Origin of the sequence: Motiliproteus coralliicola (assembly GCF_003345655.1) — a bacterium.
In the GTDB taxonomy this organism is placed as follows: domain Bacteria; phylum Pseudomonadota; class Gammaproteobacteria; order Pseudomonadales; family Balneatricaceae; genus Motiliproteus; species Motiliproteus coralliicola.
This window is the reverse complement of record NZ_QQOH01000002.1, coordinates 386,248-399,519: the sequence shown is the minus strand read 5'-3', so window position 1 is coordinate 399,519 and position 13,272 is coordinate 386,248. Positions and strand designations below refer to the sequence as shown.

Below are 13,272 nucleotides of genomic sequence, written 5' to 3'. Positions count from 1 at the left end.
GCCACTCGCCGCCGCATTTCGTCGGCAACCCACGACGCCCGGTTAACTGCCGGGCGTCGTTGTTTTAAGCCCACATACCGGTATGGCTCTTATACCGGATTGTCCAACTCGATATAACAGTGCTCGATATCGAACTGATCGGCCAGTTGCTGCCCCAGAGCCTGAACCCCATAGCGCTCGGTAGCATGGTGACCGGCGCCAAAGTAATGCACTCCCCCTTCACGCGCGGCGTAGACCGTCGGCTCGGAGATCTCACCGCTGATAAACCCATCCAGACCTCGAGCGATGGCGTGCTCGATATAGCCCTGGGCTGCTCCGGTACACCATCCCAGCGTCTCAATTTGCTCGGCACGGCCCTCGATCCACTGCGGCCGACGCCCCAGCTCGGTCTCCAGTCGCTCGGCCAGCTGCGTTGCACTCAGCGGTTGCTCGAGTCGCCCCCACAGCCCTACCGGTTGACGGCTGTTCAGCTCCAACCCGCCTTCGATCGTCAACCCCAGGCGCCGTGCCAACTGGGCGTTATTACCCAGCTGCGGATGGATATCCAACGGCAGGTGATAAGCGATAAGACTGATATCATGTTCAAGCAGTGTCTGTAGCCGGCGCCGTTTCATCCCGCGCACACAAGGGTCTTCACCACGCCAGAAATAACCATGATGGACCAGCACTGCATCCGCCTTGGCCAACACCGCCGCATCCAGCAACGCCTGGGAGGCGGTTACTCCGCTGACGATACGGCGAACCTGCGGTCGCCCCTCCACCTGCAAACCATTGGGGCAGTAATCTTTTACCTGTCCCGGTTCGAGCCACTGGTCTAAGGTTTTAACTAGCTGAGTTAACGCTATCGCCAAGGTGATACCCTCAAAATCGATTACCAATCAACAATTTCAGTTCGTATAATGGGCCATTATCCGAGTTTAGGAGCAGCATGCGCAAACTGACCACCTTCCTCTTGTGGCCGATTGCCGCCGGGATACTGGTGGCTTTCGTGATGCTGACCTTCTTTCCACAGGGTATCAGCCCGAGCCTGGCTCCGGTAGAGATCCATCAGGTCAGCCCGACACCACCGACCTCCGATCTGGGGGTCGGTCCAGTCTCCTATGCCGACGCCGTGGCCAAAGCAGCACCAGCGGTGGTCAATATCTACACGCGCACCCGGGCTCCCCAGACCAGCGGCGACCAGTTCGAAGATCCGGCGCTACGCGAATACTACGGTCAGCCCGATGCTAATGGCCGCACCCAGCGCCAGGTGATCTCCAGCCTCGGGTCCGGGGTGATTATCAGCCCCCAGGGCTATATCGTGACCAACAACCACGTGATCACCGAAGCCGAGTCGATCCTGGTGGCCTTGCACGACGGCCGTGAAGCGGAGGCCGAGGTGATCGGTACCGATCCCGAAACCGACCTGGCGGTGCTGAAGATCTCACTCAAAGAGTTGGCCGTCATCGACCTGGCGATATCCCAACCACTGCAGGTTGGCGATGTGGTGCTGGCGATCGGGAATCCGTTCGGCGTCGGCCAAACCGTGACCATGGGCATCATCAGTGCTACCGGCCGTAACCAGCTGGGCATCAACACTTACGAGAACTTTATCCAGACCGACGCTGCCATCAACCCCGGTAATTCCGGTGGTGCGCTGGTCAACGCGATGGGACACATGATCGGCATCAACACCGCAATCTTTTCACGCTCCGGCGGCTCCCAGGGGATCGGCTTTGCGATTCCGGCGGATCTGGTCCGCAGTGTCCTGAAGGGGATTATCGAAAATGGCCGGGTCGTTCGCGGCTGGCTCGGTATCGAGATACAGCAGATGACCCCGGCGCTTGCCGAATCCTTCGGTACCGAAGAGGCCTGGGGATTGATTATTGCCGGTATTTTCCGTGACAGCCCGGCCCACCAGGCCGGTATGCAACCCGGCGATGTGCTGATCAGTATCGACGGCCAACCGATCCGTAGCGGTCAGGCAGCGATGAACCAGATCGCCGTGACCAAGCCCGGAGCATTGTTGAAGCTGGGGTTATTGCGCAACGGCGAGCTGATCAACGTCGAAGTCACCATCGGCAACCGGCCACCGACCCGGACGAATTAACCATCGGCAGATCCATCCACGTCGATTCGGCGCCATAGCCTGACGGCAGTGGTGCGCGTCGTTAGAGTTGCGCTTGTAAGGCGTCGAGCAGACGCTGGTTCTCTTCCGGGGTGCTGACGTTGATTCGCAGACAGCCCGCCAATGCCGGATGGCCGCCATCCAGCTTTTTCACCAGCACACCAGCCCCCTTCAAGGCCTCATGCAGCTCCGCTGCCGGCTTCTCCAGCGAGCGTACCAGCACAAAGTTGGCCTCGCTGGGCCAGACCTGCAGTTGCGGCAATTGCTGCAGCGCTTCGATCAGACTGCTGCGAGCCTGACGCAGCTTGGCGGTCTGCTCCCGGAACAGCTCGTAGTGCTCCAGCGCAAACTCGGCACTGGCCTGGGTCAACACATTGATGTTGTATGGCAGGCGCAGTTTGTCGAACTCACCAAGCCATTCCGGCTTGCCGATCAACAGCCCCAACCGCAATCCGGCCAGACCCACTTTCGACAGGGTACGCATCAGCACCAGATTGTCGTAATCGCCCAGTAGCGACAGCGAGTCACAATCGGTAAACGCGGTGTAAGCTTCGTCGACGATCACCAGCCCCTGGCTAGCCTCGGCGATACGGCGGATCTTCTCCTCGCTATAGAGGTTACCGGTCGGGTTATTAGGCTGAGCCAGGAAGATCAACGCCGGCTGGCGCGCTTCGATCTGCTCCAACATGGCGCTAAGATCCAGATCGAACTGGCTGTCCAGCGGCACGCCGACATAATCGATTCGGCAGAAGGTGGCGATCATCTGGTACATCACGAAGCTGGGCTCCGGCGCCATCACACAAACATCATCACCGGCCACCGCCATCGCCAGAATCTGGATAATCTCATCCGAGCCGTTGCCGAGCATCAGCTCGTACTCCGACGGGATACCCATTACCTGGCGCAACCGATCCTTGACCCCTTGGGCCTGAGGTTCGGGGTAGCGATTAATCTCAACGTCGGCCAGCTTATCGAGCCAGGCCTGTTTGGTGGCATCGGACCACTGGTAGGGATTTTCCATCGCATCCAGCTTCAACATCCCGGTCGACGGCGGCACCTGATAGGCATGCAACGCCCGCACTTCGGGACGGATCAGTTTGGAGATACGTTGTTCGAGGCTGGCTTGGGTCATGGTTGGTCGACTTTTCTAAAGAGGATGGAGAGCAGGCCCACCGAGATGGACCTGAGTTCGATAGCGTTGCTTTTTCTGGCCTATTCCGGTTCCGGCCTACTCCGGTTTAATCCGATATTCGGCCGAGCGGGCGTGGGCGGTCAGCCCTTCACCACGGGCCAGTACCGAGGCGGTCTGACCCAGCTCGCTAGCACCATCGGCGGAGAAACGGATCAACGACGAGCGCTTCTGGAAGTCATAAACCCCCAACGGGGATGAGAAGCGAGCGGTACCCGAGGTCGGCAACACATGGTTGGGGCCGGCACAGTAGTCGCCCAACGCCTCGGCGGTGTAGCGCCCCATAAAGATCGCACCAGCATGGCGGATCTTCGGCAGCAGCGCATCCGGGTCCTCGACAGACAGCTCCAGATGCTCCGGCGCGATCCGGTTCACCAGCTCCACCGCCTGATCCAGGTCGGCCACTTCGATCAGCGCCGCCCGGTCGTTGAGGGACTTGGTGATAATCTCACGGCGTTCCATGGTCGGCAGCAGCTTGGCGATGCTGGCCGACACCGCATCCAGATAAGCCGCGTCCGGGCAGATCAGGATCGACTGGGCATCTTCGTCATGCTCGGCCTGGGAGAACAGGTCCATCGCCACCCAGTCAGGGTCGGTCTGGCCATCACAAACCACCAGGATCTCGGACGGGCCGGCGATCATGTCGATCCCCACCAGCCCGAACACCGCCCGTTTGGCGGTGGCGACATAGATGTTGCCCGGCCCGACAATTTTATCGACCCGCGGTACCGTCTCGGTTCCGTACGCCAGCGCCGCCACGGCCTGAGCCCCACCGACACAGAAGACCCGGTCGACACCGGCCAGGCAGGCAGCCGCCATGACCAGCTCGTTAATTTCACCGTCAGGGGTCGGTACCACCATGATGATCTCGCTAACGCCCGCCACCTTGGCTGGAATCGCGTTCATCAGTACCGACGACGGGTAGGAGGCTTTGCCACCAGGAACATAGATTCCGACCCGATCCATCGGCGTGACCTGTTGGCCCAGCATGGTGCCGTCGGCTTCGGTGTATTGCCAGGATTGCTGCAACTGGTGCTCGTGGTAGCTGCGAACGCGCTGAGCGGCGGTTTCCAACGCCTGACGCTGCTCATCACTCAGTCCGTCGAGGGCCTGCTGCAGTCGTTCCGGGCCCATCTCCAGTTCGGCCATATCGGCGGTACTGAGACGGTCAAAACGGTTGGTGTACTCGACGACCGCCGCATCGCCGCGACGGCGAACATCGGCCAACACGCCATCGACGACCTGGTTGACGCTGGTATCGGATACGGTTTCCCAGGCTAACAACTGGTCCAGTCGGGCATCGAAGTCACCCCGGCCGTAGACCAGGCGGGTTACAGTCGGCGCACTCATGCTGACACCTCATCAGCCAGGTTTTCAGCCGTTTTTGCGCGCTCGACCGCCTCGCCCAACTGCTCGATGATCGGCTGGATCAGGCTGTGCTTCATCTTCATCGCCGCCTTACCGACCACCAGCCGGGTGCTGATCGGTGCGATCAGCTCCAGCGGCTGCATGCCGTTGGCCTTCAGGGTGTTGCCGGTATCGACAATATCGACGATGCAGTCGGCCAGCCCCATAATCGGCGCCAGTTCCATCGCACCGTAGAGCTTGATGATATCGACCTGCTTGCCCTGGCTGGCGAAGTAGCGCTTGGTGATATTGACGAACTTGCTCGCCACCTTGACCCGGCCCCCGTCGGGGATCGGCTTGGCATCCACCAGACCGGCCGTCATCAGTCGGCAACGGGAGATATTCAGATCCAGCGGTTCATACAGGCCACGAGCCCCATGCTCGAGCAGTACGTCCTTGCCGGAAACCCCCATGTCGGCAGCACCGTACTCCACGTAGGTCGGTACGTCGGTGGCACGGATAACCAACAACTTGATATGGGGATGGTTGGTATCAAAGATCAGCTTACGGCTGGAGAAGATATCCTCGGCCGGAATGATATTGGCCTGCTCCAGCAACGGCAGGGTTTCTTTCAGAATACGCCCTTTCGACAGGGCAATCGTGATGGACTGGCTGGCGGTTGTTTGGGTCATGGTCATGCTCTGTATGGGGATGCCGGAATTCTCAGGAAGCCACCCGGCCAACTTTGGCGCCGATCAGCTCAAATTTCTCTTCGATACACTCGTAACCGCGATCGATGTGGTAGATCCGATCGATCAGGGTATCGCCGTCGGCGACCAGCGCCGCTATGACCAGGCTGGCGGAGGCCCGCAGGTCGGTGGCCATCACTGGAGCCGCTTTCAGGGTTTCGACCCCTTCGATGACCACGGTGTTGCCGTCGATGGTGCATTTTGCACCCATCCGGATCATCTCCTGGATATGCATAAAGCGGTTTTCGAAGATCGTCTCTTTGATGATCCCAACCCCTTCGGCAACGGCATTCATGGCCGCAAACTGAGCCTGCATATCGGTTGGAAACGCCGGGTAAGGCGCGGTGGTCAGGTTGACCGCCTTGGGTCGACGACCGTGCATGTCCAGGCTGATCCAATCATCGCCGGTCTCGATTTCGGCACCGGCCTCTTCCAGCTTCAACAGTACCGCTTCGAGGGTATCCGGGCGGGTGTCCTTCAGCTTGATCTTGCCACCGGTCACAGCGGCGGCGACCAGATAGGTGCCGGTCTCGATCCGATCGGCCATCACCGAGTAGTGACAACCGTTCAGACGCTCAACGCCACGTACCCGGATGGTATCGGTACCATGGCCTTCGATATCAGCACCCATCGCGATCAGGCACTCGGCCAGATCAACGATCTCCGGCTCCTTGGCGGCGTTCTCGATGGTCGAGGTGCCCTCGGCCAGGGTCGCGGCCATTAGAATATTCTCGGTGCCGGTCACGGTGACGGTATCGAAGAAGATGTGCGCCCCCTTCAGGCGGCCGTTGCTGCGGGCACGGATATAACCGTCTTCCACGCTGATATCGGCGCCCATCGCCTGCAGGCCGCGGATATGCAGATCCACCGGACGACTACCGATCGCACAACCACCGGGCAGAGAGACCTCGGCCTCGCCGAAGCGGGCCAACATCGGCCCCAGCACCAGGATCGAGGCACGCATGGTCTTAACCAGCTCGTAGGGAGCTACCAGCGTATCGACGCTGCGGCTGTCGACCTCGACATTCATCCCTTCATTCAGGGTCACACCGACACCCATCCGGCCCAACAGTTCGATCATGGTGGTGACGTCGTGTAGATGAGGCAGGTTGGAAAGCGTCACCGGCCCATCGGCCAGCAGGGTAGAGGCGATAATCGGTAGGGCGGAGTTTTTCGCTCCGGAAATACGCAACTCGCCCTGCAGACGATTGCCGCCACTGATCAGCAGTTTATCCATAGTTTCTTCCGCTTGGCCGAACTCAACGGGTCCGGCCGATCTAACAAAGGGACGGGGGGCTTAGTTGCCCTGAGCCTGCCACTGGGCAGGGGTGTAGGTCTTGATGGTGACGGCATGGATCGCACCGCTGGCGATCTGCTCGGTCAGACAGCCGTAGACCAGCTGTTGACGCTTGACCGGCGACAAGCCATCAAACATGTCACCAACCACGACTACCTGAAAATCGCAGCCTTCACCGGCGGTGATCGCCTCGCAGCCTTCAAGTTGCTGCTCAATCAATTGCTTAACTTCGGACGCCTGCATCGCACTCTAACCTGATAAATTAACCTGAAAATCGAACCGAAAACGAATCGGCAGATGATATAGAAAAACGCCTCAAAAGGCGATGCCTGACGGGCCAGAGCGCCGCGTCACAGGTACAAAAAAGGCGACCACTGAGGGTCGCCTTTTTTCGCAATCTGCGATCAAAAAGTCAGGCTTACTTCTTAGCCAGCTTCTCTTTGATACGGGCAGACTTACCAGACAGCTCACGCAGGTAGTACAGCTTGGCCTGGCGCACGTCACCGCGACGCTTAACCGTGATGCTGTCTACTGCTTTGCTGTAGGTCTGGAAGGTACGCTCAACACCAACACCGTGGGAGATCTTACGTACGGTAAAGGCTGAGTTCAGGCCACGGTTGCGCTTACCGATAACCACACCCTCGAACGCCTGCAGACGCTCACGGCTACCTTCAACAACTTTAACCTGGACAACCAGGGTATCACCCGGGCCAAACTCGGGCACTTCTTTGCCCATCTGTTCGTTTTCCAGCGCCTGAATGATCAGATTCTTGCTGCTCATGATTCGCTCCTAATTCTAACTATCCGACGGTAGGGTCTGATCGACCGCTTCCGCCTCGCGGATAAACTCGTCGAGCAACCGCTGTTGCTCTTTGTTCAGTTGTCGACCGTCCAGCAGGTCAGGTCGCCGTTGCCAGGTTCGGCCTAGCTGCTGTTTCAGCCGCCAGCGCCGGATATCCTCGTGGTTACCGCTAAGCAGCACCGCGGGTACATTCTGTTCGTTAACCAGTTCCGGTCGGGTGTAGTGTGGACAATCCAGCAATCCGTCCTCAAACGAGTCTTCAGTTGCCGAATCTTCATGTCCCAGCACCCCGGGAACCAGCCGGGAAACCGCATCGATCAGGGTCATGGCCGGCAGCTCGCCACCGCTGACCACAAAGTCCCCAAGGGACCACTCTTCATCGATCTCGCTTTCCAGCAGTCGCTCGTCGATACCTTCATACCGTCCGGCGACCAGCACCAGACTGTCGCGCTCGGCCAGCTCTCTAACGCCAACCTGATCCAGCTTGCGGCCCTGGGGTGACAAGTAGATCACCTTGACCGGTTTGTCCCCGGCCTGAGCCTGGGCAGCTGCTTTGGCAGCCTGGATCGCATCCCGCAACGGCTGAACTTTCATCAGCATTCCGGGCCCGCCTCCGTAAGGACGGTCATCGACAGTTCGATGCTTATCGTGGGTAAAATCCCTTGGATTCCAGCTCTCGAGACTGATCAGCCCTTTTTTCAGAGCCCTTCCGGTGACACCGTGCTCGGTAATCGCCCGGAACATCTCGGGAAACAGTGTAACAACACCGACCCACACGAACTTAAAACTCCGGGTCCCAATCGACCCGAATTGTACCTGCTTCGAGGTTTATCTCTTTAACCACCTGATCGGGCAGATACGGAATCATCCGTTCCCGCTTATCGATACTTTGCGCCGTGCCTCTAACGACCAGTACGTCGTTGGAGCCCGTCGCTATCAGGTGATCAACCCGACCCAGCTCTACACCGGATTCGGTCACTACATTCAGTTGTTCCAGCTGGTGCCAGTAGTAGTCGCCCTCTTCGAGTTCAGGCAACTCACCCTGATCGACCGAGATATCCACTCCGCAGTAGCTGCGGGCGACTTCCCGATCATCGCATCCAACCAGTTTGGCAATCAGACCCTTACCGTGACGCTTGCCCTGATCAACCTCGATCGCCTGTACCCGGCCATTGAGCTCGATATACCAAGGGTTGTAGTTGAGGATGTTGTCCATCGGCTCGGTATGGGAGTAGACCTTGACCCACCCACGTACACCGTAAACCGACGTAATCTTGCCAAGCACCACGCGCTCTTTCGAACTGGCCTTTGACCGATCCCCTACTGCCATCAGCGGTTCCGATTACCTACTATTGATTTATTCAGCGGCCTTGGCTGCTTCTTTCAGCAGCTTGGCAACACGATCACTGGCCTGGGCGCCACGACCCTGCCAGTAAGCTACGCGCTCCAGGTCAACGCGCAGACGCTCTTCCTGACCACGGGCGACCGGGTTGAAGAAACCCACACGCTCAATAAAGCGACCGTCACGTGCATTACGCTGGTCTGCAACGGAGATATGATAAAACGGACGCTTCTTGGAGCCTCCACGAGCCAAACGAATAACTACCATTCGCTTCGATCCTCTATTGGGTGGGTTTTGATATCGCCCACGATTTGTATTGCCCCGAAGCACGCTCACCGACCTGCTCAAACAGATTCGACCGGCACGCACAACGAAGCCCGGTTTGGATGCCCCGACCGTCAATCAGACAGCGCAGCACCCCAATACGAAGGGCGGAAATTCTACGCGAATAAACCGCCCTTGGAAAGACTAGTTTTTAATCAACCGCGATCCCCGGTACGGGACCTGATTAGCATTATCAGGCCCAGCCCAGGATGACAGCAATCGGCGATTAACGCTTACGGAATCCCGGTGGCAAACCACCGGGCATTCCGCCGCCCATGCCAGGCATTCCGCCCATGCCACCACCCATACCGGGAGGCATCATGCCTTTCATGCCGCGCATCATCTTCGACATGCCGCCTTTGCCACCCAGCTTCTTCATCATCTTCTGCATCTGCTTATGCTGCTTCAGCACCCGGTTCACATCCTGAATCTGGGTACCAGAGCCGGCGGCGATACGCTTCTTGCGCGAACCACTGATCACATCGGGGAAACGACGCTCATGGGGGGTCATCGAGTTGATCACCGCCTCCATCTGCAGCATCCCTTTCTCGGCATTGGCACTTTCGGCGGCTTCAGCCAGCTTACCCATGCCCGGCAGCTTGGCCATCATCGCACCCATGCCGCCCATGTTCTTCATCTGTTGCAGCTGATCGCGGAAGTCTTCCAGGTCAAAGCCCTTACCCTTCTTCAGCTTGGCGGCCAGCTTGTCCGCCTTCTTCTTATCGACCTTGTGCTCGACCTCTTCGATCAACGACAGCACGTCGCCCATGCCGAGGATTCGACTGGCTACCCGATCCGGGAAGAACGGCTCCAGCGCGTCGGTCTTCTCACCGACACCGAGGAACTTGATCGGCTTACCGGTAATCTGGCGTACCGACAGCGCCGCACCACCACGGGCATCACCGTCGGTCTTAGTCAGAATCACACCGGTCAACGGCAGTACATCGTTAAACGCCTTGGCGGTGTTGGCCGCATCCTGACCGGTCATCGAGTCAACGGTGAACAGGGTTTCGACCGGAGTAATCGCCGCATGCAGGCGCTTGATCTCGTCCATCATGTCGCCATCGACATGCAGACGACCGGCGGTATCGACGATCACCACATCGATATGCTGCTGCTTGGCGTGCTGAATCGCACCTTCGGCGATATCGACCGGATCCTGATCACTGCTGGACGGGAAGAAGTTGACGCCGACCTCGCTGGCCAGGGTTTCCAGCTGCTTGATCGCAGCCGGACGGTAAACGTCGGCAGAGACCACCAGCACGGACTTTTTCTTGCGTTCTTTCAACCAACGGGAAAGCTTGGCGACCGAGGTGGTTTTACCCGCCCCCTGCAGGCCGGCCATCATCACCACTGCCGGTGGTTGCGCCGCCAGGTTCAACTCTTCGTTGGCCGAGCCCATCACCCGGATCAGCTCTTCATTAACGATCTTAACGAACACCTGCCCCGGATTCAGACTGGTGCTGACTTCCTGACCGATCGCCCGCTCTTTGACACCGTTAATGAACTCTTTGACGACCGGCAGCGCCACGTCCGCTTCTAGCAACGCCATCCGCACTTCGCGCAGCGTGCCTTTAATATTGTCTTCGGTCAGCTTGGCCTGACCGGTAACCGACTTGAGCGTCTGAGCCAGGCGCTCCGTCAAATTATTAAACATAATCCGCCTCTGGTACGTCCCACGAAAGGTAACGTCTGTGATGCCATCCGCGGCCGAGCATGCCAATTTTTCGCGCTAACCGACCTTAAATCGGACAGCCGTAACGGCACCCTCGACCTGTGCAAACCCGGCATTATACCCAAACCAGCCCAACGCCTCTATCGCAGCGCGGAAAGCGGCCATAAAATTGCGATAAATCAGCCTAACAGCGACCATGGAGCAGCTTCGCTAAGCCTCTATTCAAACTGCAAAATTTTTATGACACACTTAGCCGCTCAGCAGCCTCACCGCGAGTTATCCGAAACACCATGACACTGCTCCTGACCAGTATTTTCAGCGCCCTTATCTATCTGTTGGCCGGCGTCATCCAGGCCAGCTCCCTGAGCAGCAAAAAACCGGAGCCACGCTCACTGGTGATGATGCTGGGCTCAGGCGCCTGGGTGCTTCACACCCTGTCGGTCTATCTGATTCTGCATCCGGGCAACGGCATCCAACTGGGATTGTTCCCGGTTACCTCGCTGATCGCCTGGCTGGTCTCAGGCCTGGTGATCCTCAGCTGCCTGAAAAAACCGCTCACCACCCTGTTTGTCGGCATCTTTCCATGTGCGTCGATCTCGGTCCTGCTGGCGGCCCTGCTGCCCAGCGCCAACCTGCCGCAGCAATACAGCGGCGGTGAGATCGCCCATATCCTGACTTCGATTCTGGCCTACAGCATTTTCGCCATCGCCGCTCTGCAGGCGATCGTGCTGGCACGCCAGGACCACGAACTGCGCAACCACCATGTTCGCGGCCTGGTCCGCTCGCTACCGCCGCTGCAACTGATGGAGCAGCTGCTGTTTGAGATGATCTGGCTCGGCTTTGCGCTGCTCAGCGCCTCGCTGCTGACCGGTCTGTTATTCCTGCAGGATATCTTCGCCCAGCACCTGGTGCATAAGACCGGCCTTTCCTTTATTGCCTGGGGATTGTTCGCCGTCTTGCTCTGGGGCCGCCACCAGCGCGGATGGCGTGGGATGAAAGCAATTCGCTGGATCCTCGGCGGCTTCGTTTTCCTGATGCTGGCCTACTTCGGCAGCAAGCTCGTACTCGAGATAATGGTCTAACCCAAATGCTTGATCGAGGCTGCTTGACAGCCTCTATTTCAGCTTCCACAATCAGCTGCCCTATCGCAAAAAGGTCACCCTCGTCTTGGACGACGTATCGATAAGCCTACTCTTAGGCATCCTGGCACTTCTTATCGCTTGTTCAGCCTTCTTTTCCAGTTCCGAAACCGGAATGATGTCCCTGAACCGTTACCGACTCCGCCACCTGGTTAAAAAGAACCACCGCGGAGCGATACGTGCCAACCATCTGCTGGAGCGCCCGGATCGCCTGATCGGTGTCATTCTGATCGGCAACAACCTGGTCAACATCTGCGCCGCCTCGATCGCCACCGTGGTAGCGGTCCGCCTCTGGGGCGATGCCGGTATCGCCATCGCCACCTTCGGTCTGACCCTGATAATTCTGATCTTCGCCGAAGTCACGCCCAAGACCCTGGCCGCGCTACATCCGGAGAAGATCGCCTTCCCGGCCGCCTTGATCCTGCGACCGCTACTGGCACTGCTGTACCCGGCCGTGTGGATGGTCAACGGCATCACCAACGGCCTGTTAAAGTTGTTCGGCGTCAAGATGAGCGGCAACGATCACCACCACCTGAGCACCGAAGAACTACGCACCCTGGTCAACGAAGCCGGGGCCCTGTTGCCGCAACGCAACCAGTCCATGCTACTGGGCATTCTGGAGCTCGAAGAGGTCCGGGTGCAGGACGTGATGATCCCCCGCAATGAAGTGGTGGGCATCGACCTGGAAGCCGAGGATGAAGAGATCCTGGCGGTGATCACCGACTGCGACCATACTCGCCTGCCGGTCTACAAGGGTGATATCAACCAGGTGGTAGGCATCCTGCACCTGCGCAACATGACCAAGGTGTTCAACGAGTCCGGCTTTAGTAAAGCCGCGCTGCTGCAGGTGATCCGCGAGCCCTACTTTATCCCGGAAACCACCCAACTGCAGACCCAGCTGTTCCATTTCCAGAAAGAGGGTCGCCGCATCGGTCTGGTGGTCGATGAATACGGGGATATTCAGGGAATCTGTACCCTGGAAGATATACTCGAAGAGATTGTAGGTGAGCTGACCGACGATCGTCGCCCGGAAAATCAGGATATCCACCCGCAGGATGACGGCACATACTTTATCGACGGCTCGGCCACCATCCGTGACATCAACAAGGCGATGGATTGGGAACTGCCGGTCGATGGCCCCAAGACCCTCAACGGCCTGATCACCGAGCGACTGGAATTCATCCCTGAAACCAATGTCTGCCTGCAGATCGACCGACACCGGATCGAAACGATCCAGGTGCAGGACAATCTGGTCAAGATGGCGCGGGTTTCGGCGCCACTCAACGTCGACAGCTGATTCT

Annotated in this window: 14 protein-coding genes; 3 read left to right on the top strand and 11 right to left on the bottom strand. The window is 58.5% G+C overall.

What is annotated here, in order from left to right; all coding sequences use genetic code 11:
* Nucleotides 1-89: 89 nt before the first annotated feature.
* Nucleotides 90-851, bottom strand: coding sequence for a Nif3-like dinuclear metal center hexameric protein (locus DV711_RS08645; RefSeq protein WP_114695677.1), 762 nt, complete (start codon nucleotides 849-851; stop codon nucleotides 90-92).
* A gap of 77 nt (nucleotides 852-928) precedes the next feature.
* Between DV711_RS08645 and DV711_RS08640 the strand changes: the two genes are divergently transcribed.
* Nucleotides 929-2,089, top strand: coding sequence for a S1C family serine protease (locus tag DV711_RS08640; protein ID WP_114695275.1), 1,161 nt, complete (start codon nucleotides 929-931; stop codon nucleotides 2,087-2,089).
* Nucleotides 2,090-2,150: 61 nt separating this feature from the next.
* Here DV711_RS08640 and hisC read toward each other — a convergent pair whose 3' ends face one another.
* From hisC to ffh, 10 genes are all read right to left on the bottom strand, one after another.
* Nucleotides 2,151-3,239, bottom strand: a complete 1,089-nt coding sequence (gene hisC / locus DV711_RS08635) for a histidinol-phosphate transaminase (RefSeq protein WP_114695274.1) — start codon at nucleotides 3,237-3,239, stop codon at nucleotides 2,151-2,153.
* 96 nt (nucleotides 3,240-3,335) lie between these two features.
* Complete coding sequence (gene hisD / locus DV711_RS08630) at nucleotides 3,336-4,646, bottom strand: histidinol dehydrogenase (protein ID WP_114695273.1); 1,311 nt, start codon at nucleotides 4,644-4,646, stop codon at nucleotides 3,336-3,338.
* Nucleotides 4,643-5,335 (bottom strand): ATP phosphoribosyltransferase, encoded by a 693-nt coding sequence (gene hisG / locus DV711_RS08625; protein ID WP_114695676.1) that lies wholly within the window; start codon nucleotides 5,333-5,335, stop codon nucleotides 4,643-4,645. Before hisG ends, hisD begins: the two co-directional genes overlap by 4 nt.
* A gap of 31 nt (nucleotides 5,336-5,366) precedes the next feature.
* Nucleotides 5,367-6,629 (bottom strand): UDP-N-acetylglucosamine 1-carboxyvinyltransferase, encoded by a 1,263-nt coding sequence (gene murA / locus DV711_RS08620; protein WP_114695272.1) that lies wholly within the window; start codon nucleotides 6,627-6,629, stop codon nucleotides 5,367-5,369.
* 60 nt (nucleotides 6,630-6,689) lie between these two features.
* Nucleotides 6,690-6,932, bottom strand: coding sequence for a BolA family protein (locus DV711_RS08615; RefSeq protein WP_114695271.1), 243 nt, complete (start codon nucleotides 6,930-6,932; stop codon nucleotides 6,690-6,692).
* A 175-nt stretch (nucleotides 6,933-7,107) separates the two neighbouring features.
* On the bottom strand, nucleotides 7,108-7,470 hold the full coding sequence (rplS, locus tag DV711_RS08610) for a 50S ribosomal protein L19 (RefSeq protein ID WP_114695270.1): 363 nt from the start codon (nucleotides 7,468-7,470) through the stop codon (nucleotides 7,108-7,110).
* A gap of 15 nt (nucleotides 7,471-7,485) precedes the next feature.
* A complete protein-coding gene (trmD, locus tag DV711_RS08605) occupies nucleotides 7,486-8,268 on the bottom strand; it encodes a tRNA (guanosine(37)-N1)-methyltransferase TrmD (RefSeq protein WP_114695269.1) in 783 nt (260 codons plus the stop codon).
* A gap of 4 nt (nucleotides 8,269-8,272) precedes the next feature.
* The gene (gene rimM / locus DV711_RS08600; protein ID WP_114695268.1) at nucleotides 8,273-8,821 is read right to left on the bottom strand and encodes a ribosome maturation factor RimM; all 549 of its coding nucleotides are present in this window, start codon (nucleotides 8,819-8,821) and stop codon (nucleotides 8,273-8,275) included.
* Between the two features lie 27 nt (nucleotides 8,822-8,848).
* On the bottom strand, nucleotides 8,849-9,100 hold the full coding sequence (rpsP, locus tag DV711_RS08595; protein WP_114695267.1) for a 30S ribosomal protein S16: 252 nt from the start codon (nucleotides 9,098-9,100) through the stop codon (nucleotides 8,849-8,851).
* Between the two features lie 283 nt (nucleotides 9,101-9,383).
* On the bottom strand, nucleotides 9,384-10,814 hold the full coding sequence (gene ffh / locus DV711_RS08590) for a signal recognition particle protein (RefSeq protein ID WP_114695266.1): 1,431 nt from the start codon (nucleotides 10,812-10,814) through the stop codon (nucleotides 9,384-9,386).
* Between the two features lie 308 nt (nucleotides 10,815-11,122).
* Here ffh and DV711_RS08585 point away from each other — a divergent pair, with 308 nt between their 5' ends.
* Both DV711_RS08585 and DV711_RS08580 read left to right on the top strand, forming a co-directional pair.
* Nucleotides 11,123-11,914 carry a cytochrome C assembly family protein gene (locus DV711_RS08585; RefSeq protein WP_114695265.1) on the top strand — a complete coding sequence of 264 codons (792 nt, stop codon included), beginning with the start codon at nucleotides 11,123-11,125 and terminating at the stop codon, nucleotides 11,912-11,914.
* An 85-nt stretch (nucleotides 11,915-11,999) separates the two neighbouring features.
* Nucleotides 12,000-13,268, top strand: coding sequence for an HlyC/CorC family transporter (locus tag DV711_RS08580; RefSeq protein ID WP_114695264.1), 1,269 nt, complete (start codon nucleotides 12,000-12,002; stop codon nucleotides 13,266-13,268).
* The last annotated feature ends 4 nt before the right edge of the window (nucleotides 13,269-13,272 follow it).

Excerpts from the sequence above, each read along its gene's own strand:
- rpsP (WP_114695267.1), bottom strand. The coding sequence starts at position 9,100 with ATGGTAGTTATTCGTTTGGCTCGTGGAGGCTCCAAGAAGCGTCCGTTT.
- DV711_RS08640 (WP_114695275.1), top strand. The coding sequence starts at position 929 with ATGCGCAAACTGACCACCTTCCTCTTGTGGCCGATTGCCGCCGGGATA.
- hisG (WP_114695676.1), bottom strand. The coding sequence starts at position 5,335 with ATGACCCAAACAACCGCCAGCCAGTCCATCACGATTGCCCTGTCGAAA.
- hisD (WP_114695273.1), bottom strand. The coding sequence starts at position 4,646 with ATGAGTGCGCCGACTGTAACCCGCCTGGTCTACGGCCGGGGTGACTTC.
- DV711_RS08585 (WP_114695265.1), top strand. The coding sequence starts at position 11,123 with ATGACACTGCTCCTGACCAGTATTTTCAGCGCCCTTATCTATCTGTTG.
- hisC (WP_114695274.1), bottom strand. The coding sequence starts at position 3,239 with ATGACCCAAGCCAGCCTCGAACAACGTATCTCCAAACTGATCCGTCCC.
- murA (WP_114695272.1), bottom strand. The coding sequence starts at position 6,629 with ATGGATAAACTGCTGATCAGTGGCGGCAATCGTCTGCAGGGCGAGTTG.
- rimM (WP_114695268.1), bottom strand. The coding sequence starts at position 8,821 with ATGGCAGTAGGGGATCGGTCAAAGGCCAGTTCGAAAGAGCGCGTGGTG.
- rplS (WP_114695270.1), bottom strand. The coding sequence starts at position 7,470 with ATGAGCAGCAAGAATCTGATCATTCAGGCGCTGGAAAACGAACAGATG.
- DV711_RS08615 (WP_114695271.1), bottom strand. The coding sequence starts at position 6,932 with ATGCAGGCGTCCGAAGTTAAGCAATTGATTGAGCAGCAACTTGAAGGC.
- ffh (WP_114695266.1), bottom strand. The coding sequence starts at position 10,814 with ATGTTTAATAATTTGACGGAGCGCCTGGCTCAGACGCTCAAGTCGGTT.